Source organism: Mycobacterium sp. 29Ha (assembly GCF_032883055.1).
GTDB classification, from domain to species: Bacteria; Actinomycetota; Actinomycetes; order Mycobacteriales; family Mycobacteriaceae; genus Mycobacterium; species Mycobacterium gallinarum.
The window spans coordinates 74,895-95,314 of record NZ_JAMQTI010000022.1 but is presented as its reverse complement, the minus strand read 5'-3'; the positions used below and the strand labels follow the sequence as shown (position 1 = coordinate 95,314).

At 61.0% G+C, this 20,420-nt stretch carries 11 protein-coding genes; 1 reads left to right on the top strand and 10 read right to left on the bottom strand.

The genetic code is table 11. The features are described from left to right. Nucleotides 1–523: 523 nt before the first annotated feature. The 5 genes from M1248_RS24745 to M1248_RS24725 all read right to left on the bottom strand — a co-directional run bounded on the left by M1248_RS24745 (nucleotide 524) and on the right by M1248_RS24725 (nucleotide 11,817). A complete protein-coding gene (locus tag M1248_RS24745; RefSeq protein WP_317150019.1) occupies nucleotides 524–1,120 on the bottom strand; it encodes a RelA/SpoT domain-containing protein in 597 nt (198 codons plus the stop codon). Beyond that, nucleotides 1,113–2,138, bottom strand: a complete 1,026-nt coding sequence (locus M1248_RS24740) for a hypothetical protein (RefSeq protein ID WP_317150018.1) — start codon at nucleotides 2,136–2,138, stop codon at nucleotides 1,113–1,115. Before M1248_RS24740 ends, M1248_RS24745 begins: the two co-directional genes overlap by 8 nt. Before the next feature lie 139 nt (nucleotides 2,139–2,277). Then, a complete protein-coding gene (locus M1248_RS24735; protein WP_317150017.1) occupies nucleotides 2,278–5,613 on the bottom strand; it encodes a Swt1 family HEPN domain-containing protein in 3,336 nt (1,111 codons plus the stop codon). 1 nt (nucleotide 5,614) lies between these two features. Further along, nucleotides 5,615–8,407: a DUF1156 domain-containing protein gene (locus tag M1248_RS24730; RefSeq protein ID WP_317150016.1), complete on the bottom strand. Its 2,793-nt coding sequence runs from the start codon at nucleotides 8,405–8,407 to the stop codon at nucleotides 5,615–5,617. Beyond that, nucleotides 8,407–11,817 carry a helicase-related protein gene (locus M1248_RS24725; RefSeq protein WP_317150015.1) on the bottom strand — a complete coding sequence of 1,137 codons (3,411 nt, stop codon included), beginning with the start codon at nucleotides 11,815–11,817 and terminating at the stop codon, nucleotides 8,407–8,409. Before M1248_RS24725 ends, M1248_RS24730 begins: the two co-directional genes overlap by 1 nt. 129 nt (nucleotides 11,818–11,946) lie before the next feature. Between M1248_RS24725 and M1248_RS24720 the strand changes: the two genes are divergently transcribed. Then, on the top strand, nucleotides 11,947–15,426 hold the full coding sequence (locus tag M1248_RS24720) for an SNF2-related protein (protein WP_317150014.1): 3,480 nt from the start codon (nucleotides 11,947–11,949) through the stop codon (nucleotides 15,424–15,426). Between the two features lie 13 nt (nucleotides 15,427–15,439). Here the strand turns inward: M1248_RS24720 and M1248_RS24715 are convergent, their stop codons facing one another. The 5 genes from M1248_RS24715 to M1248_RS24695 are packed head-to-tail and all read right to left on the bottom strand — an operon-like array spanning nucleotide 15,440 to nucleotide 20,415. Then, nucleotides 15,440–15,754 carry a hypothetical protein gene (locus M1248_RS24715; protein WP_317150013.1) on the bottom strand — a complete coding sequence of 105 codons (315 nt, stop codon included), beginning with the start codon at nucleotides 15,752–15,754 and terminating at the stop codon, nucleotides 15,440–15,442. Between the two features lie 2 nt (nucleotides 15,755–15,756). Next, complete coding sequence (locus M1248_RS24710; protein WP_317150012.1) at nucleotides 15,757–16,665, bottom strand: hypothetical protein; 909 nt, start codon at nucleotides 16,663–16,665, stop codon at nucleotides 15,757–15,759. A 9-nt stretch (nucleotides 16,666–16,674) separates the two neighbouring features. Further along, on the bottom strand, nucleotides 16,675–17,706 hold the full coding sequence (locus M1248_RS24705) for an ATP-binding protein (protein WP_317150011.1): 1,032 nt from the start codon (nucleotides 17,704–17,706) through the stop codon (nucleotides 16,675–16,677). A gap of 7 nt (nucleotides 17,707–17,713) precedes the next feature. Next, nucleotides 17,714–19,777 carry a Mu transposase C-terminal domain-containing protein gene (locus M1248_RS24700; protein ID WP_317150010.1) on the bottom strand — a complete coding sequence of 688 codons (2,064 nt, stop codon included), beginning with the start codon at nucleotides 19,775–19,777 and terminating at the stop codon, nucleotides 17,714–17,716. Beyond that, entirely contained in the window at nucleotides 19,774–20,415 is a 642-nt protein-coding gene (locus tag M1248_RS24695; RefSeq protein WP_317150009.1) for a TnsA-like heteromeric transposase endonuclease subunit, read from the bottom strand. The genes M1248_RS24700 and M1248_RS24695 overlap by 4 nt, the downstream gene beginning before the upstream one ends. Nucleotides 20,416–20,420: the final 5 nt, after the last annotated feature.

Here is a 20,420-nt window from a genome sequence, read left to right as displayed (position 1 = left end):
GCGATGCGATTCGCATATCGCGCCCCAGGGTTTGGAATTATCGCGAGAGTCTCGGGCCGAGCGCCCCATGAATGTTTCGTCACAGTGACGTATTGGTGCACGAAACGGGAGAGGAGACCCAGGGCGACGTCGCCGCGAATACGGACTCGGGACGCACCCGTGGACCAGTCGCGCCGACGACCGACATGGATACTCGTTCGGCAGCCCGACCCGCCAGATGCCGACACTCGGCACCAGGGCCCGCACTGACCAGCATCCGCATCTCGTCGCCGAGGGCGAAAATTCGGACAGCTACCAGGTTTTCCCGGATTACTCCCAACTAGTTCCGGATCGGACTGTCAGTTTGCAGATGACCGCCGCCCGCGCACTAATCTGACCGGCGCAGCAGCGATAAACTGAACACGTAGCAGCCTTGATTTTTCATTCTTTCAGCGACTGGCCCTATAGGTGGCAACGGTTTCATCGCATTCGAGCAACAGCTTTGACCGCACGCTGACGGCACATCTGTTGGCGATGCCGCAGCCTAGCTTTTCGCCAGCCGGGCGGCCAGCTCGTTTAGCGTTTTGTCTGCGCCCCACGCCGAGGCAGCGATCCACGCGAGCTCTCGCTTAGTTTGTCGATCAATGTCAGAGCCTTTATAGCCCAGATCGTGCTGGGGTTCGGCCCATGCATGCATGAACAGCGTACGAACCTGCAGTTCGAACGTATTTGGCATATCCGGGTGATCATTCCAGCCGGTCGGTTTAATATGTTCTTGGATAACTACGACGAAATGCTCCGACTCGTAGCCGAATTCATTTGGTGTGCTGGGCTCTTTGGTTTCTCGCTCGACCGCACCAAACCAGGAGTTCAGTGCTGCGCGAACCGTCTCTATGTCGTCGCGAAAGAACGTTATAACGCGGCCTGCAATTTGATCCTCAATTTCGGATAATGGCTGCTTATATTTTGAATCTAGCGACTTCGCAACGAACGAATCTACAGATTTGGCGCGGAAAGCAACACGGTCTATATGAGGCACTCCTGCCAAAGCATCAAGCGTGTTTGCTTGAAGAGTGTCGGCCAGTTCGAGCAACAATGGGTACCGCCTCACATACTGGTCGCGCACCGCGGATTCATCCACGACTTCTCACCTGCTCCCCTTCGATCTGACCTTCCACCTTCAGGTGACGGCCGGTCGGGGTGTCCGTCACCTCGACTCCGCCGTCGTCTCCCATTTCAGCAAAGGGGGCCGACACCACGATTCCGTTGTCCAGCGTGAAGCGCTTGTACTGCACGATCGCGTCAAATGTCGGGAGATCGAGGTCAAAGGCGGCGGCTGGCACCTCCGCTCCCAGGCCTGTGGTCAACGCGGCACTGGCTACTGGACCAAGAAAAGTCGAACTTACGTCATTGATTGTCCATCTGCGTCGCGGGCTAGTTCGGATCGCTGAAATCGCCGCCGACAGCTCGTCGTGCGCCTGCTGGTCGCCGGCTGTACGCGTGAAGGCCGACCGAATCGCCCTGGCTAATAGGCGTGTACCCTCCGGTCCGCTCATTTGCAGCCGAGCATCCAGATACTTCACTATCCACAGATCAGCAGCTGTGCGCTCAGTGGAACTCGCTTGAAAATCCAAAACTCTGGCCGTCAGCATCCCAGTTCTGTCATTTCGTCCCTCGAGAAATGCAACCTTACGAAGACTCGACTCCCGTATAAATGCATCGCGTACATTTAGACGCACGTTCTCTTTTGCAATATCGAGGTCAAATACTTCTTGTTGCGGGAATGTCCAAAGTAAGCATCTCCGCTTGCCAGCTGTATCAGTGTCGTGCACCGACACCAACAATAACGTGGGGGATGAGCGCTGATCCATTACCTCCGCGAGCCTCACGGCGAGTGGACCTGCAGAGTCGGCCGCGCGATCGTCACCGAAGGCGATCTCCAAAGCGGCGTCGCGGATAACATGCTGACGGGAACCTGGACTGGTGTCGACATTGAAAGAGACAACTGGCGCAGTGGCTACTTTTGAACGGTCAAACGTCGAATCAAGCGCTGTGGATAGCTCGCTTGTGATCGAGATTGCCCCACCCTCAGCGCCATTCTCCGTTTGCTTTGGAATCACGTGATAGGCATAGGCTGCTCTCAAATTGCCGACCGGCATCTTGCCTCCATATCACGCGACACAAACGAACGCGTAGGTTTCATTCATCCGGCCTGCCCCGCGGTGGCGACGATCGTGCGCCGCACGCGCTTCAAAGTATCAATCCGCGCACCCATTGGGTCGCAACTCTGGCTCCTCTTCACTCTGATTCAAATCCCGACTGATCGAACTTCAACGTTTTTGCGTTCTCCGAGACTGTACGAATCTTGTTCTCGTCAAAGCCACCCGAGTCGACTGCTTCGATCTCGATCTTCACGACGAGGTTTATGCCTTGTTCTCGGAGGTTCGCGATCACCTCATCGGCGATGTTCTTGAAGTCCATCGCAATCTTGTCCGAGCTGAGCGTTTTCACGCCGTAGAAGCGCGTGAACGCGATATCGATCGGACCAGGCTTCGGCCCGGGCGAAGGGCCAGGGACGGGTCCGGGCTCAGGACCGGGGCCAGGAGGAGGTTCGGGGGGTGCTTCGTGGTTCCGTTGTTCTACCGCGAAGTCCGGACGCACCAAGAGCAGCGAGTCCGCTGGCGTGGGAGCTGAATTCGCATCCCCTGGGATCCAGAGTCCGACGTATCGCCCAGCGTCGTCCACGCCGGTTGCAAGAGCAAACGCGTCGGTCTCCCAGATGAGCGGTAGGTCGAGGACGCCCTCCTCCAGCACTCGCCGATCTTGCAGCCGCGGCATGTACGGGTACTGGCAGTACAGGCCCCACAGGGTGCCCAACGAGACGTGGCCGTGTTTCCAGATCTGCGGCACCTTGTTGATAGCGAGGCGAACTGTGACGGCCGCCTGCCGATTCGACAGGTCACCGTCGCTACCCAGCCTTCGAGAGGCCCGTTCGGCAAGCGATTCCGACTGGCCCTCGACCTTCGTCTCGCGGACAATAAATGGTGCGCTCGCATCCGGCTGCGACGGCACAAGCGCCCACGTAAATGTTTGCAGCAGACGCGATTTCACGGTCTGGTCGGCCTGCGCCTGCCGCTGAGCCGCCTGTTTCTTCTGATTGTCGGTGAGATCGAGCGCGGCTTCGCTGGCAAGCACTAAAGTCCACCCCAGATAGTCGCGCGTTGCACTGTCAAGTTCTTCCAGTCGCGCCTCGTCAGCGGCCAGATACACCAACATATTTCGGTTGGTGCGATTCGCAGTGCCGCGCTGCTCCGTCGCCTTCTGCGCGAATGCTTTGGCCGCCGAATCAGTTCCGCGTTTGTGCGCGACTTTCGGGTGCAGGATCACCAACCGCGCCTCGTCGGTATCAGGAATGTCGGCATTCGACTCGGGGCAGACGTGGACTCCGGCGAAATCACCGCGTGTACGAGCTTGGACCTGAAGTCGGCGAACGATCTCGGCCCAAACATCCTCTTTATGGAGACGCTCAGCCTGGTCCTTCGCCGTGCGCGTGATGTTGGCCTGCAGGTCGTACCAGTACTTGCCGGAGCCGGAATAGAAGTACGTCGCACGATCTCCGAGCTGGGTCAGCGCGGAGTGGAAGTTCCCCGGGACATCACCTGGGACGGCGGTCCCGATGAATACCCGTTGGGTTTCGAGGCCTTTGTGGGCGGAGCCTATTGTGGGTGCGGCACCGAAGAACACCGTGCGGGCAAGGCGTTTGGTGAGCGAGCGCTGTCCGAAAAGCGGCTTCTCCTTGTCGATCCGCGCTGGCTCGGAGTTGGGTCCGTCGACATCAGCGTCGATGATCGCCTTCCACGAGTCCTGAAGGTACTGAGTTAGTTCTGCATTCACGTTCGCGGTCGCCAACGGGATCGACCCCGGCATGATCAACGGTGAAGCGTCATCACCGGTCCACAGCGCGTGAATCACGGTGCTCATCAACCGCAGCACACCGCGGGTGCGCTGGAATCGCTCCAGCGACGACCACTCCTCGTAGAGCCGGTCAAACAGCTCTGGGTGGATGGGATAGGTACGTTTGATGCGTTCTTCGTATGCGGTGTCTCGGGATTCGCGGGGGAAGTCGTCGGTGTACTTGCGGTACATGTCGACGTAGGCCCGCGCAGTAGCGCCGATCGAGGCTAGCGCGGCTCCGTCGGGTTGCACGAAGAGACGTTGCCGCACGATTTGGTAGGCCTCGGCTGACGAGGCTGGCCGCCATTGCTCTGCGACCCGTCGCACCACGTTTTGCAACCGCTTCAAAGCTTCTAGGCCATGCGCACCACCGACCTCTTCGGCGTTGCCCGCGACGATCTTGTCGTTGTCTTCCCCGGATTCCGACGCGGGGATCGAAATTACCAGGAGCACGCCAGGAGTGCCTTTCGCAGTCTCAGTGAGGGACTGAGCGAAGGTGAATTGATCGTCGAAGGTGCCGCCGGCCAAGTCGTCACGACCGACTAGCGACCGGGCGTAGGCAACCCATTCGTCGATCAGGATGACGGCGGGGGAGTACTTCGCCAGTAGATCGTGCAGGGCTTCGCCGGGTGTGGTCCGATCCGCGTCGGCCTTCGCAACCAAGCCGTAGGCTTCGCGGCCTCCAAGTTGCCAGGCGAGTTCACCCCAAATGGTGTTGACGTGGGTGCCGTCCTCCTTGGTCACGCCTGATGGGCTGAAATGGTTACCGACGATGGCTACCCGGTTGACTTTGGTTCCTGAATAGCCATTCTTCGTGAGCAGCTCTTGAGTCTCCTGGGGGTACTGTCCGACGGGTATCCCCGCGGCGACGTGCCAGAGTGCGAGCATCGAGTGGGTCTTGCCGCCACCAAAGTTGGTCTGCAGATTGATGACTGGAGGTGCGTTATCGTCGCGGGATAGCCGACGTACTGCGCGGCCGACGAGATCGGTCAGACCTTCGGTGAGGTAGGTGCGGCGGAAGAACTCGACGGCGTCGGCGTAACCGGAATCCTGTTCACCGCCGAAGGCGACTTTGTAGAGGTCAGCGGCGAACTCGGAAGCGGCGAAGTTGCCTGTAGCGACGTCGTGGTGCGGCGGTAGCACTTCACGCCACGGCTTCAGGCCGGCGGCCTCGGGATTGTCGACGGCGGATTTAAGTGTCTTCTTGTCGTCTTTGTCGGCGGTGACACGACGTAGGTTGAGGCGTATAACGCGGACCTCGTCGGCTTCCTTGGCGGCGCCAATCAGTTTCAGGAGCCGTTCACCAGTGTCGAGTGCGCGATAGGCGTCGTCATCTGTGAAGGTGCCGTTGTGCGCCCACGTGTTCCGGGCCTCCCGCAATTCGATCGCGTACGACTTGCCCGCTTTGCCGAGCGTCTCATCGAACGGGTACCAACTCGTCTTGAACCCGTGGGTGATGTTTGATTCGGTGAGAATTCGGAACTGCACCTGCGGGTCGAGCGGGTTATACGTCTTTTCTGACGGCGCGCCCTTCTTCCCGTCTTTTAATTGAACCAGCTTTGTCCATGCCGCTCCCAGTGCTGGATCACCTTGGCCGATAACGGACGCAATGAAGTCATCGAGCGGGGGGGCCATTGCCTGAAACATTCGGTCGATTCGGTCGCGATTGCTCAGGGCCACGTCAGTCACTCTCTTCGTCGAAGTCGAAGGCGCTTTGCGTATTTCTCACGGGCGAGTCAGCTCGCGCGGCGTCGAAAATCTCTGGCCAGCTAGTGACCAGGTTGTTAAAACTGATTGCGTCCTTGGTCCAGCCGTTGCTCTCCGAGATGCGGAACAAGAGGTGCGCGAGCTCCTTGATGAGGTCGGCGTCGACCGCACTATCAGGGCGCGTCAGCGCGACGCGCATGAACTCGCCGGCTGCTGCGATGCCTTCTCCTTCGGTTCTGTTGATCAGGTGGTGCAATACTTCCCAGTTGCTGGTGTGGAGGTCGGCGAGGATGTCGTAATCCACAGTCAGATCCGACGGTTTGATGAGTTGGACGCGGCCGGCGCGACTGGTCAGAATGCCGCCGCGGTCCATCGCATCAACAGCTGTGTTTCGAGCGTTAGCCAGATTGTTCGCGTCTCCAAATGACCCAGTGCCGTACCCATGTTGGCGATACCAGGCGATCGCGAACCGTGTCGTTGGGTCGAAATCGCCTTCTTGTTCGTTGAGCACTTGATCGAGGATCTCGTTGATCCGGGAAAGCGCCGATCGAACAGTCATCCTTGAGCCATTCGGTTCCAGGACCGCACTGTAGCGACTGAAAACTGCCATCCCCGGTCCGATGGCTGCTTGGGGCAGGTCCACCGGTGCGATCGGACCTTGTTGTAGCTTCCGCAGCGCGTCAGGTAGCTCGGACTCGAGCGCCGCAATTAGCCCACGACGATCAGTTGTCGGAGATCCCTCTGGTCGCGGACGAAGCGAAAGCACAATCGATGAAGCAAGCGCATTGGAGCCGCTCGCAATCATCCGGTAGCTCTGCTCGCTCCGGAGTGGCCACGTAGAAGTAATCTCCCAACCTGAGCGGATCATTCCCTCAAGAAGGGTTTCCCAACCCGTCGAGGACTCTCCGCCCGACGTCGTTTCACTTTGCTTGAAGGCGTAGTAAACAGTGATCGGGTAGTCAGGCGACGCGCTGGCCCGTGCTCGGGCAAACACGCGGCGGAACCCTTCCTCGAAAAACTCGCGCGCACCCTGATTGCCGTCGTGGCGATATGGGTTGGCGACTAGTTCCTCTGCCTTGGGAACCAGCATGGTCGAGAGCAGCTGCGGGTGGACGGCGCGAAGTGAGCGACGAAGCCAGATGTAGAAAAAGTCGGATAGATCGGAGTAGCCGATGTTGTCGTAATACGGTGGGTCCGTAGAAATCACAACCCCCTCGTACTGGCCGCTCGTCGCGTCGACCTGCGCAGCAATTCCACGAGCCTGAGTCGGCCCCCTCTCGAAAGCATCAGTGACCCAATCGAACTGGCTGAGGAAATTACCGGTTGACGACGAGAAGAGATTGACTTCCGCGAAGTCCCACGTCATAGGAATCGCCTGCCGGCCAAATGTGTTGCGTACTTTGCCCAGCGACGAATCCCAGCTCGCGATTGTCGAAGAACGATCGGCGGTTCGGCTGACGGCAAGTCCGAGGTAAGTTGCGACGGCGTCGGCGTAATCACGCGTCCCACCATCGGCTTCGACGAGCTCGCGCGCTTCGGCAACCAGGTCGCTGAAGGTCGTGAGGGCCACGAGTTGGCGACTTGTGAAGAGGTCCGTGAACTCGGTGAGGCCATAAGTAGGTGCCTTTAGATCACGCGGGTAGTAACCCAGCGAGCCGCTCACCGATTCCTCAGGCGTAGGGACCTCGGCTGCGCTCTCGTGCATAGGTGAGGACGGTAGGTAGACGCGCTGACGGCTACCTTCCGCGACGACAGCGACTAACTGCACCCCAAATTCATGAGCTCGGCCACGGTCACGAATGTAAGCCAGAGGTACGGCTGCCGCACACGCAAGGCACGCGGCTCCACTTCGACCAACCGTCCCCTCTGCTACTCGGCTTGGTGGGAGGTCCGGTGCCTGTCCGACACTGAAGTCGATACGAACACCGGCCGGGCTGCTTGGATCGCGGACTACCGCGGGCACAAGAAATGCCTCTTTGCCCTTTCGCCTACTCAGCCAGAAGTTTCCAACCAGAGGCATCTCCACTCCGCACGCTGGGTTGGGGCAGGTGACGGTCCTCGCCCATATCCACGCGATCACTGGGGCCTCGGATCGATCAGAAAGGACCGCCTTCGGGTACAAATGCCCGATTCTCTTTTCCGCCTCGTCGTGCATCCACTTTCCGTATGCGCGCACATCCGCCGCCAAACCTTCGGCTCCTCGCCAGTCCCGAATCTGTGAATCAGCTAGACCTGGGAATACCGGCGGTTGGTTCTTAAATCTTGGTGGGATCTCGATCAATGCCTTATTGATCAGCACTGCTACAGGGTTGAGGTCGCTCGCAAGCGCGTCTAGGCCGAGACGTTGCGCCTCAAGTGGAATAGTCCCGCCGCCAGCAAATGGGTCGAGGATGGTCGGTGGGGTGCCGTCAGTCGACTTGAGAATCTCAGCGTGGGCCTCAGCGAAGAGCGACTCATCCCATGAGTTGGTCCAAACGGCGAGCCGCTGGATCAGGGCGTGCAGACGGTCGCGCTCCTTGCGTTGAAGTTCGTCGGTTGGGAATTCATCCGGCCGGGCGCTCGGGTCATCGACAAGCTGAGCAAACAGCACGGCCCTTGCCGCCACATGTGGTCGCCGCGCCCACCACAAATGCAAAGTGCGTGGATGCGGGCGGATCGCTGGAACCTTCTCGTACGCCGCCTCCCGGTTGATCGCTTCCAGCGGAAGCGACACCTCGATCAGTTTCCGTTTGCGGACCGGGTGGGTCGCCACTACGCCGTCAGTCATCAGAATGGATTCACTCCCTTGTTCCACATCTTTGTCCAGTCGCCACGGACGCCAGTGGCGTCGAAGTCGCCGAGATCCGTTGAGGCGAACGGGTTATCGAGATAGCGAACTTCGTCGTGGGCCGTCCCTAGCGGATCGACCTTGACCAAAGCCAGCCGGTAGCGCGGTGCCGCGTTCTTGCCGACCATCACCTCGTTGTGCGTGACGAAGAAGTCCGTGGCCCCGTCTATTCGGGCCTTGACCTCGATACGGTAGGTGTCGCCGGTTGAGTCCGAGGACAGGATGTCGAATCCCTTGTTGTTGAAAGGCTGTTCGACCGGCGTGCGGCCAAGTGCTCGCTCCGTCGACATCACTAGATCAACACCACGCCGTTCGACCTCTTTGGTTTCCTTAGCATGGATTGGCGCCGACGCTGGCAGTTCACCGTCAACCAAGGCGATGGGCAAGACCAGCGCAGCGGTGACGATGCGCGGTGGCTTGGTCGACATCAGTGCCTGCTTGTCGAGCAGTTCAAGCCGGTTGCGTAGGCGCGCGTCGAGCTCGACTGCCTTGCGGTTGAGGCTTTCAGCGGACTCCTTCGGCTTTTCTCCAGCCTGCTCCTTTTCTGCGGCCACTGCAGCGTCAAGAAGCATCCGATCGCGTTCACCTTCAAGGCGTTTCACCACTAGATCGCGACACTTCGCGAGCTCTGCGGCACGACGCGGTCGCACCTCGGATAGGTATTCAGGAAGTTGGGTCGTGATGATCCAGCTGTTGGCGCGATCTTCGGCGTCGGCCAGCCAGGGGAGTTGGCGCGCGGTTGCGACGGCTGGTGTGTCGGGTGCGGCGACGCAATCGAGATAGGGTGCCGGCCCTGCAGGCGTTACGGTGCCGAGGCTGTCGACATAGGCGTAGCCGAAACGTCGGGACACCGCAGCACCGGTGGCATCGGCGACCTCTTCGACAACGCCGACGAGCAGGTGAGGCTCCTCCAGCGTCGCTGACACCAGCACGGTGCCGCTGTTTAGGGTGCCGCCAAAGTGTCGTATCGCTTCGTCCATCACTGCGTCGTGCAGCGGGTGTCCCGGTGCGAGCAGGTCGGCGCGTGCCAGCTCTTCGGAGTGCACATGTTCAAGGTCGAAGGTGACGCGGTCATACTTTGTCGCGATCGGCTGGTACTTGCTGGCTCTGATTTGTGCTGGCACGTTGGCAATTTCGTAGCGGCCTCGCTCGCGTTTGGCGATGCGACCACCGAGTCGGGTGAACGCTGCCTTGAATGCCAACTCGATGTAGTGCGGCTGGAGTCGGCGTGCGCGGGCCTCGTCCATGGCGGCGCGGAGCTTGGCGAGGTCGGCGTCGGCGAGATGGTCAGAGGCGAGCGCTCGTTCGTTGAGCAGTTCCTTGAGCCCGTCGGATACTTTGTGGTCGATGACTTCGTGCATCTTGGCGCGAACTTCGGGAAGTTCGCCATACCGGATCGCGTCCAGAAGCAGTTCCCGCAGGGGAGTCTCCGAGAATGCTTCGCCGAGGACGTCGAAGACTTTGCCGCCATAGGCTTTCCGCTGTTCTTCGATCTTGGCAAGCAGCCGGACAAAGACGTCACCTTCGCGGGTATTGCTTGCGACGATGTTCCAGAGGCGGCAGACCTCCTCCTGGCCGATGCGGTGAATACGGCCGAAGCGCTGCTCGATCCGGTTGGGGTTCCACGGCAGGTCGTAGTTGACCATCAGGTGGGCAGCTTGCAGGTTGAGGCCTTCGCCGGCGGCATCGGTGGCCAGCAGGATCTGGCAGTCCCTGTTCTTGGTGAACTCCTCGGTGATCACGCGGCGCTCTCTGCGGCGCACTCCGCCGTGGATCGCCTGCACAGCGTTGGGCTTGCCGATCAGCGTCCGAATGCGACCGGCCAGGTAGTCGAGAGTGTCGCGGTGCTCAGTGAAGATGATCAGCTTGCGCGGCCAGCCGTTCGCGTCGACGGTCAGCGCCTCGTCCTGGAGGATGTGGCTCAACTCGGTCCACTTGCGGTCGGTGCCGGAATCGCGAACCTGCTTGGCGACCGTCGTCAGGTCGGCTAGTTCGAGCAGTTCGGCATCAAGTTCCTCGACTGTCTGCGCAGCGGTGGCGGCGTCGAGCAGCTCCTCTTCGAGCTCCTCGATCTGCTCGGAGCTGTAGTCGTCAGCGTCGAGTCCTTCGACGTCGACGGTCGGCTCCCTGTCGGTGTAGGTGCCGTTGAGGATTTCGAGCTTCTTGCGCTCGAGCCGTTCAGTGCGGCGCACGAGGCTCTTGTAGATGGCCTCGGGGCTCGATGCCAGGCGGCGCTGCAGCACGGTCAGGGCGAAGCCGACCGTGTTCTTGCGTTTGCCGCCCACCCGGTCGGCACGATTCATGCCCTCGCGAACGTAGGCGGTCACCTGCTCGTAGAGCGAGTACTCCAGTTCGGTGAGTTCGTAGGGCACGGTCTCGGCGCGGCGCTCCGGAAAGAGCTTCTTCCCGTCAAAGGTCAGCAAGTCTTCTTTCACCATGCGGCGCATGATGCCGTCAGTGTTGGCGGTCTTGGTGTTCTTACCCTCGAATCGGTCGCGGTCCAGCAGGGTAAGGAACAGCTGGAAGTCCTCTTCCTTACCGGAGTGAGGAGTGGCAGTCATCAGCAACAGATGGCGCGTGATGCGGCCGAGCATCTCACCGAGCAGGAAGCGCTTTGTCTTCTCCAGCTTGCCCCCGAAATAGTGGGCACCCATCCGGTGGGCTTCGTCGACGATGATCAGGTCCCACTCAGTCTCCTTGAGCTGGGCCTGAAGCTCCTCATTGCGCGACAACTGATCCATCCGCGCGATCAGCAGCGGGTTGCTCTCGAAGACGTTGAGGTTGACGTTGGCGTCGATGAGCTGGTTGGTCAGCAGGTCGAACCGCAGCCCGAACTTGAAGAACAGTTCGTCCTGCCACTGCTCGACCAACCCGCCGGGGGCGACGATCAGGCATTGGCGCACGTCGTCGCGCAACAGCAGCTCTTTGATGTACAGGCCGGCCATGATGGTCTTACCGGCGCCGGGGTCGTCGGCGAGCAGAAACCTCAGTGGAGTTCGGGGGAGAAGCTCGCCGTAGACAGCCCTGATCTGATGAGGGAGCGGCCTGACGTCGCTGGTGGCCACGGCCAACATCGGGTCGAACAATCCGGCCAGGGTGATCCGTTGGGCCTCGGCGACCATCTTGAAGTCGGTGGCGTTGGCATCGAACGCCCGGCTGCCGGTCTGGGCGACGGTGAGGTTGTCCTGGTCCTTGCGGAACACCACCTGCTGGCCGAGGGCACCGTCGTTGGTCTTGTAGGTCAGCTCCAGAGCGTCGGTGCCGTGCCACTGGGCAAAGATCACCGTGATCACCTGCGCTGGGATCAACCCGTCGATCCGCAGGCCAGGCTTCAACTCTTCCAGCAGCACTTCTTGTCCTCCCCGGTAGATAGCTGACCCACGCTAGTCGACCTCCCCGACAATATCCGGGGTAGTCCGCGAATCGTCGCTAGGTCCGCTAATCTCCCGCAGGAAGCACGTCGTCGATCAATGGGGACCATGAGCAGCGACGCACAGCCGTCAACAGCGGCGATTGGTGATGAAGTACGAGCCTGGGTAGACGCGGCCAAGGCGGTGGCAGTCGCACGCCATGAGATTGCTAGCACGGCCGCCGCCCAATCCGCCGCGCTACGAGCACGCACCGCGAAGGCACTGCGCAACAACCGCTACCTCTGGCACGTCATCCCGCTACGCGCCGACGATCTGCCGCTTGTCCACACCATGGCTAGGGCATCCTGCCTCCCGTCAATTCATCCAGACGTCCAGCGAGAACTTGACCGGCTCACCACCGAAGTCGCGGCGGCCACGGAGGACCTGAGGAAGGTCACGGGGTTCGGTCGCCTGCTGCTGTTCGGCGGAACCCGAGACAAAGCCAATCAAGCGGCGCAGTTCCTCACCGACTACCGACGGTGGTTCCTGACTAGCGGTGTTGGACCGGCGATCGACCAGGCCAAGCCGGTCGACGATCCCCGGATCCGCGCCCTCACTGTCCGCGACGTCCTGACCGACTGGGTGGGCTTCAAACAGCAGCTACCCGACCACGGCCAAACTGCCGATCTGGTCGACTCGACGACCTTCGCGATCCTCCCGAACGCCACCGCCGTCATCCATCGTGCCGCTACTGAAGAGTCCAAGCTGCGCAAAGCCGCGGTCGACGCGGGAAACGCCGTCCGCGCCAATGAGACCGATCGCATGCTGGCCGACATGTCCGTGGAACGGCTACGCGAAGCCACCCGCGACAAGATCCGCATCGGCGCTCTCACCGACAACGGCATCACCACTGTCCTCGCTGTCTTGGCTAACGAAGGCATTCTCGAGCACTTCGACGGCATCGGGGAAACCTCCGCAACCCGCATTCGCGCAGCCGCCCGGACGCTGCGGCAGAACACCTACGACGAGATGCCGATGCGCATCGACATCAAGAACCGCACCCCAGAGCACACCGACTTCCTTCGCCGCCTGCGTGGGTGGGACGCGGCGCGTAGGGCCACCGCTTCGTCGGCGGATATGGCAATCGTCGAAGAGTTGGCACCCGTCGCAGCAGTCATCGACAACACGGTCACCCACGCCATCGTCATCCCCACCGCCTTGTCGACCGTCGCGGACTTCCGAGACGCCGTTCAGATCGTGGCCCGGGCTGCCCGAGCGATCGCCGACGCCCAAGACGCCGCGACAAGCGACGACCCCTGGGACGACTTCCTCACCCGTCCCGCGGACTACTTCGCGCTGCTCGCTGAACTCGGGTTCATGACCGAGGACGACGAGAAAGCTCATGGTGACCTGCCTACCGAAATCATCGAAGCAGTACGTGATTTCGAGCTGAAAGGCGACTACCTCACTGCATCGCTACGCGGCTATCAGAGCTTTGCGGCACGTTTCGCACTGGTCCAGCGCAAGGTCATCATCGGAGACGAGATGGGTCTGGGCAAGACCGTCGAGGCCATTGCGACGCTGGCGCACCTGCGAGCTAAGGGCGACAACAACTTCCTGGTCGTGTGCCCCGCGGCCGTAGTAACGAACTGGGTTCGCGAGGTCACCGCGAAGTCGAAATTGCCCGCACACCGTCTGCACGGTCCCGACCGACAATGGGCGGCGAAGAACTGGAAACGCAACGGCGGCGTGGGCGTCACGACCTTCGAAACGCTGCGATGGCTCAACGATGAGGTATCAGTCCCGGTGCTCGGCTGCGTGGTCGTCGACGAAGCGCACTACATCAAGAACCCCGACGCACTTCGCACGCAGAGAACCGCACAGCTCATTGACTCCTGTGAACGAGCAGTTCTGCTCACCGGCACCCCACTGGAGAACCGACTCGACGAGTTCCGCAACCTCGTCGGCTACCTCCGCCCGGACCTCGTGTTGGATGCGAACGAATTCGCGCCGAAGAAGTTTCGCCGCCAGGTAGCGCCGGCATACCTGCGCCGCAACCAAGAAGATGTCCTCACTGAGCTTCCCGAACTCGTTGAGGTCGACGAGTGGATGCCGATGTCGGGCGACGACGCCGCGGCGTACCGCTCCGCCGTGGAGCAGCGCAACTTCATGGCGATGCGCCAGGCGACGATGAAGCACGGACTCAAGTCGACCAAGATGCAACGCTTGGTCGAGATCGTTGAGGAGGCAGAGGCTAACGGCCGCCGCGTCGTTGTCTTCTCGCACTTTCTCGGTGTTCTGAGCGATGTTGTACGGTTTATGCCCGGCCGGGTCTTTGGACCACTGACCGGCTCCGTCGCCGCCAGCCAACGCCAGGAAATGGTCGACGACTTCTCCGCTGCCAACAAGGGGGCCGTGCTGGTCGCCCAAATCGTCGCTGGCGGAGTGGGTCTCAACATCCAGGCGGCCTCGGTGGTTGTGATCTGCGAACCGCAGCTCAAACCGACCACCGAGTGGCAAGCCATCGCACGGGCGCACCGCATGGGCCAGCTCGAATCCGTCCAAGTCCACCGACTTCTGTCCGACGAAGGAGTCGACCAGAGGCTTCGTGAGATTCTGGCCACCAAGAAGGAACTCTTCGAAAGCATTGCCCGCGAAAGCGAAACCGCAGCAAGCGCCCCGGAAGCCTACGACGTCACCGAGGCCGAGCTCGCACGCGACATCATCGCTGCCGAACGCGAGCGGCTTTTCGGTCAATCGGTGAAGACCGCGCCCTCGACAGCACCAAGTGAGCCACCGAAGACGTCGCCCCCGACTGAGAAGCCGACCGTATCTCGACCGGCAACGACCACAACGGAATCTGTCAGACCGACTGCACCAGCGACTCGTCACCGCGTTGTGAGACCTGGACCGCCAGTGCAGAGCTCGACTCGTTCGGAGAGCCGTGAGGACCGACCCCGTTGCGTGGTTCCAGAACGCCTTCAATCACCGGCTCCAACCAGCGATGCGCGGCCGCAGACCTCCAGCTTTGCGCCTCCCGCGCTGCAGAGGTATCCCGTTTTCTCTGAGCCTTTATCACCGATCTCGCAGACACCGGCCGACCGGGTCATCGACAACATCGTTCGCATCGTGGGTGCGGAGGGTCCTCTGACTGGGTGGCGGTTGCACCAGGTCTACCGAAAGTGCGCGACGGGCCGAGAGTCTCACGATGAGTTCTCGCGTCTGCTCAATCGGGCTATTTCAGCTGCTGAGCGGCAGCAGCGCATCGTGTCGGAAAACCCATTGAATCAGTCCGGCAACAAACCACGGACTTTCAGACTGCGGAACCAGTCATCAACCGTCGCACGCGAACTCGGCCCCCGCACGATCGATATTGTGCCTTTGAGGGAGGTGCAGCAGTACTGCCGCACCGTGTCCGCCGGCCAATCGCTATCGGCTGGCGAACTTGTGGAACGGGTGGGCAGGCTGCTCCGCAACAAGCACGTCATGAGCAAGCTTCAGAAAGCGGTGCTCGCGGCCCAGCGCATAGATCAGAAGTCCGCTGGCACACGCTCAGGTGACGCGGTGTGTCCGTCGTGCTTTACGATCCATGCCGGCGAGTGCGTTTGACTACCTTGAAATCTCAGCGCGCAAGCACCGTCGCCCAATGCTCGGCTTGTTCGGCGGCGTCGAGCAGTATTCGAGCCAGCGCTCGTGATTGTTCCGCGGACAGCGGACCATTACCAGCGATGTCAAGGTAGATCTCGACGAAGTCATGAGAGCTGAGTTCTCCGTTGGGGTGTTGAATGGCGGACAGGTGTACGCCGACGTCGTAACCCTCGACGCTTTCCTCGTTGGTATATACGATCCTGTATAGCTCGTCGCCATCCAGCTGCCAGTCGGTGCATCCTGCTGCGCCGTGGGGCAGCGCAGGTCCAACCTGATCGACTGTCGTCATCATCATCCCCTCGTGTTCTCTTGACTGCCCCTGCGCTCAAGCTTCTTGACATCCGCTGCCGCCAGTTGGCGCAGCCTCCATTCGTAGATCGGATCCGCGGCACGGTAGGGGGCGTCGCCATCCAGGACGAGTTCAAAAAGGTCGAGCGTTGCCTTGCCGCGTCTTGCTCTGTCTTTCGCGAGCAGCCGCCTGCGCCACGCCGAGTCGCTGAGCACGGTGGCCAGCCGAATGATCTCGGGATACATAGCTGCGTTGCGGCTCGCAGTGCCCGCGCCTCGTTGGGCTTCATCGGGTTGGAGTTCGGAGAGTCGGAATCCGATCGCTTCCAGCGGTCGCCAGTAGTTCCACCGCTCCACGATGTCGTACGCGTCGGTGACAGATTGCAGAATCGCGGGCCGGCCATGTTGGCGGATGAGACGTTGATGCCGCCGGTGTGCGAGCAGAATATCGGCACGTGAGGCGCCAACGATTTTGACGATCGGGCGGGTTGGGTCGGCACGAAAGGCCGTGCCGTTGAGCCACATGCTGTGGTGGACGCACACCACGTTGTCGTGGGTGGACCATACCTGCGGGAGGAAAATTCGTTGTCCGTGTCTGGACGCGCACAGTGGGCACCCGGGCCCTACCGATTCCACTTCGCGTTGCAACAACTCAGGATAGGCGTCGGTATCGCCCGCAATTCGCAGTTCGGGCAGTGCGAAGGCGAGGGCACGATCGCTCATCGACACGCAAATGGCCAGAGCGGCTCGCACCGTTGGCCCGCGGCGGCTCAGAAGTGCTTCCAGGCGAGCACGGCTGATGCCGTTCGCCTTCGCCAGACGGGCGAGGTATTCGGCAAGCACTTCGTTCGGCAGGGGCCTCACCGGACGGGGAAGTGTTGGGTTGCCGATGCTGGACGTGAGCGTAGTCATGATCGTGACCTACCCGGCCTTGGGGGCGATTGGGTGGCTGGTTGCGGCCTCCGCTGCGTGGTCGATGATGGCTGCGTCGAGTGCCTCACGCGTGATTGCGTCGTCTCCGCTGAGGATGGCCGTGATCGCCGCGACTCGGATGAGATGACTCAGACTGCTGATCGACCCACCCGTTCGTTGGTGTAGGTATTTCGAGTTGCGCGTCAGCGTGCCGTCTCGGTGCTTGTAGAGGCGCAATGCTGATTCCATTGATGCGACAAGCGATTTCCATTCGTCGTTGAATGGAAAGTTTCCCGTCTTGATCAGAACGGACCGTCCTGAGATCTGCCGGCCGCGGACTCCCGTGAACAGCCCGGAGCGCTCCACATTGATGCCCGCATAGACGAATGTGGCGGGCATGTGCTCGCTGAAGTACTTCAGATGATCGGACATGTCCTCGCCGGCGGCACTAGCAAGGTTGAGGTTGTGGATCTCGTCGACAATGACCAGTTCGGTCCGGGCCTCGGTGAGCACGTGGCACACGGCATCGGCGATGTCTGTGGTGTTGTGACGTTGCCGCGTAGGAAGTCCGAGGAAGTTGGCGAACTCTGAAGCGAGCTTGCGGGGCGAGCCTTTCGGCGGTGTCGTGATGTAGACGACAGGTATCCGGCCCTGGCCGGGATACCGGCGGCGTACGTTCTGCTCGTGGATCTTTCCGAGCAACTTTATGGTGGTGGTCTTCCCGCTCGCCCACGGCCCTGACACGATCATGGATCGGCGGGCGCCGCATTCACGTTGATTGAGCAGAGTCAACAGCCGGCCCTGGCGGGTGATGTGGCGGACCGTTGACGTCTCGATGATGACCAACTCCGAGTGGTAGGCCATGCGTCGGTCATCGAATGCGAGCTTCTCCGCACCGGTGAGCGTGCTGTAGTAATCGTGATCGGGTAGGTCAAATATTGCGGGTTTGGCGTCGACGAATCTGCGCCAACCATCAAGCGTTACTGACGGCAGCTGGCGGGGGTCGAGGTCGGGCTCGGCCGCCTGCTCATCGACGGTCATCTTCGAATCACCATGTGTCGGCCTCCTTCTCGGCGTCGAATACGGGTAGTGGGATGACGTCGGCGATATCGTCGTCCTCCGCCGGAGACAAATGGGGCGTCGGCTTTTCCTCTGCTGGTGGCACTGTGGGTGGTAACGCCGCCGCCGCCCGTGTACGCGCGATGGCTCGGCGGTCCTTTGCGGTGCGGCGACGCCGGGTCGCCGGCTCGGGCGCCACGGACGCACGTCCCAAGAGGTCCTCGACTGCGGCCGTGATCGCCTCTTGCGAGGTTCGCTGCTCTCCTCGACTTGTCTCGAGTTGACGTGCATGCTCCCACAGTGACGACCCAAACGGCTGCGGTGCGGTGTGGAGCTGCGTCCAGCAGGCCATCAGGTAGCCCTCGCCGTGGTGGTTGCGAACCCAGATGCGACTGACGTCGTAGGGGTCGTAGTGGACCTGCCACTGCGTGCCCTTGCCGGGTACCCCGGAGATCTCACCCCGCGCAGCGTCCAAGTCGTCGCTGTCGTAGGTCCGGTAGTCGATGGTGATGCCTGCGGCTGTCACCGTCCGGTACAGGCTGGGTAGGAGTGCGATGTATTGGTCGGAGGTCAACGGCGCGGGGATATATCCGCTGACGGCGAGCATGGACGCATACTTCTCGTTCGGGGTCAGCTTTCGTTGCGGGTTCAAGGGGTCCCGCAGTCCATCGTGGGGTCTGTTCTGCCAGGCGACGACGATCCATTCGTCCAGCAGATCCTGAAGCTCTTGCAGCGAGAATACTGCGTTCTGCTCGGCGTTCTTGCCTCGGTTCTCGACCGATGATCCGAGGTAGCCCGTGACGTATTGTGCGAAAAGGGTTTTGACCGATCCCAGGGTGCGTTCGACGATCGGCTTATCGGTAGGCTCGTCCTTGTGTGCAGGCTGCATGCTGATCCCGAGCGATCGGCATGCAGAGCGGAAAGTGCTGGACAGATAGACGGCGCCGTTGTCGTACACGATGTTCTCGGGAACGATGACGGGGCGGGCAGCAGCGTGCTCGAGTCTGTGGTCGACAGACCGCAGTACGTGGTAGGGCAGGACCGAGTTCGACATTCGGACGGCATCGATCCATCCTGGCCGCATCGGTTCCGGCGTCATCGATTTCGCGACAAGAAGGGATGCGTCTACTGCCTTCGTCGTAGGTCGGAGAACCGCCGCGACGATTGTGCGCGTCGCAGCGTCGACGAGGCCCGTCAGCTCCACCCGACCCCTCACCGACTCATCGAGCCGGATGCCGACATCGAACGGCGTGGTGTCGATTTGCATCCACTCCCCGGGACGGCTCGCGACGACCTTACCGAACACGCCGTCCGGCTGATGGTTCTTCGTCTGCCGGGTTCGTGCGGATCCAGTGGCGTGACGCGCTTGGGGGAGCTGTTTCATCAACCGATGAAACGTGGTGTGAGAAGGTAGTTTCACTCCGTCGCCGAACTTGTCGACCACTCGCCGGTCCACGTGCCACTTCATGGCAATCTCTGTGCGCGTCGACTGCAATTCGTTCTCGTTCAGCACCTCCAACAGCACGCCCACGTAGCGACTATCGACCCGACGGGTTGGCGAGCGCCTACGGTGAAGACGGCCGTCAACCAGCCCGGCAACGCCGGATCGTTCGTAACGCCGACGGAGTTCTTGAAAGTACTTCAGGCCCAATGGCGTTCCAGCGGCATCAAGTTCGGAGCATTTGTTGCGTTCTCGCTGTCCGAGTGATGTCGATCGAATGTCGTATCCGTTGCGCGGAGTGGTCTGCGGCGGTAAGCCGACTGGTATCCCGTCGACCACTTCGGAGATGTGGTGCTCGAGCCAGAGGACGCGCTCCTGGACCCGCCTCGGCAGCGCGGAGAAGTAGTCGGGTGGGATTGGGCGGCGACGAACGCTGGGGGATAGGACGTCGAACGAATTGTCCGCGAACAAGTCCGCAATCTTGACTGCTGCGAGCTGACCGTCCTCGCGACGTAGCTTCGCTATCATTCCGTCGATCGCCACCAGCTCGCAGAACTTGCCGTCGTAGCGACAAAAGTCGCCGATGGCGATTCTGGCCGGCTCAGCAGTCATCGTGTGGCCAACCGGATCAGCGTATGTTCACCGATCGGCGCCGAGTCGACATCGACGTCGATCTCGTGTGTCCAAAGCAGGTGATAGAGAGTGGGTAATACCAATATCGGTTCGCCCGCCGCGAGGGCGGCTTCGCCGATTGTCTTCGGGCTGTTGACCAGTAGCGAGGTCAGGTTGGTAACGACGTCCTGCCGTCGATTTCGCGGGTTCCGGTAGCCGGCGAGCCAACGCAAGTTCGCGGCTCGGATCGGAGGCTGATCTCCAACACGGCGGTAGGTCCACCCAGTACGCCCGCACAGCGCAATGGTCGATTCGAATGCCTCGCGAGCGTCACCGTCCACGAGTTGGTCTGGTCGAACATCCACGACGACGCCGTCGCCGGATCTGGTTCGGAGGAACACATCAGGTGTGTGCTGCCGCTGTTTTCCTGCGACCGAAACGAAGCGAAAAGCAAAGGGCTGTACGGATATTCCGATGATGTCTGGATCGAAGTCGGCCGCTATCAGAAAATCCCGTTCAACCCACGATTCGAATGAGATGTGCGACTCTGTAGTCGAGCACCACCACTCGCCGGTGAAGTTTTTCTGCCCCTTGTACGTCGAGGATTTGCGAATCGGCGCGCATTTCTCGAACTGCACCGACC

What these genes read in the sequence shown, in the direction of transcription:
- M1248_RS24740 (WP_317150018.1), bottom strand. Translation starts at nt 2,138, where the DNA reads ATGCCGGTCGGCAATTTGAGAGCAGCCTATGCCTATCACGTGATTCCA.
- M1248_RS24700 (WP_317150010.1), bottom strand. Translation starts at nt 19,777, where the DNA reads ATGACTGCTGAGCCGGCCAGAATCGCCATCGGCGACTTTTGTCGCTAC.
- M1248_RS24730 (WP_317150016.1), bottom strand. Translation starts at nt 8,407, where the DNA reads ATGACTGACGGCGTAGTGGCGACCCACCCGGTCCGCAAACGGAAACTG.
- M1248_RS24720 (WP_317150014.1), top strand. Translation starts at nt 11,947, where the DNA reads ATGAGCAGCGACGCACAGCCGTCAACAGCGGCGATTGGTGATGAAGTA.
- M1248_RS24710 (WP_317150012.1), bottom strand. Translation starts at nt 16,665, where the DNA reads ATGACTACGCTCACGTCCAGCATCGGCAACCCAACACTTCCCCGTCCG.
- M1248_RS24705 (WP_317150011.1), bottom strand. Translation starts at nt 17,706, where the DNA reads ATGACCGTCGATGAGCAGGCGGCCGAGCCCGACCTCGACCCCCGCCAG.
- M1248_RS24715 (WP_317150013.1), bottom strand. Translation starts at nt 15,754, where the DNA reads ATGACGACAGTCGATCAGGTTGGACCTGCGCTGCCCCACGGCGCAGCA.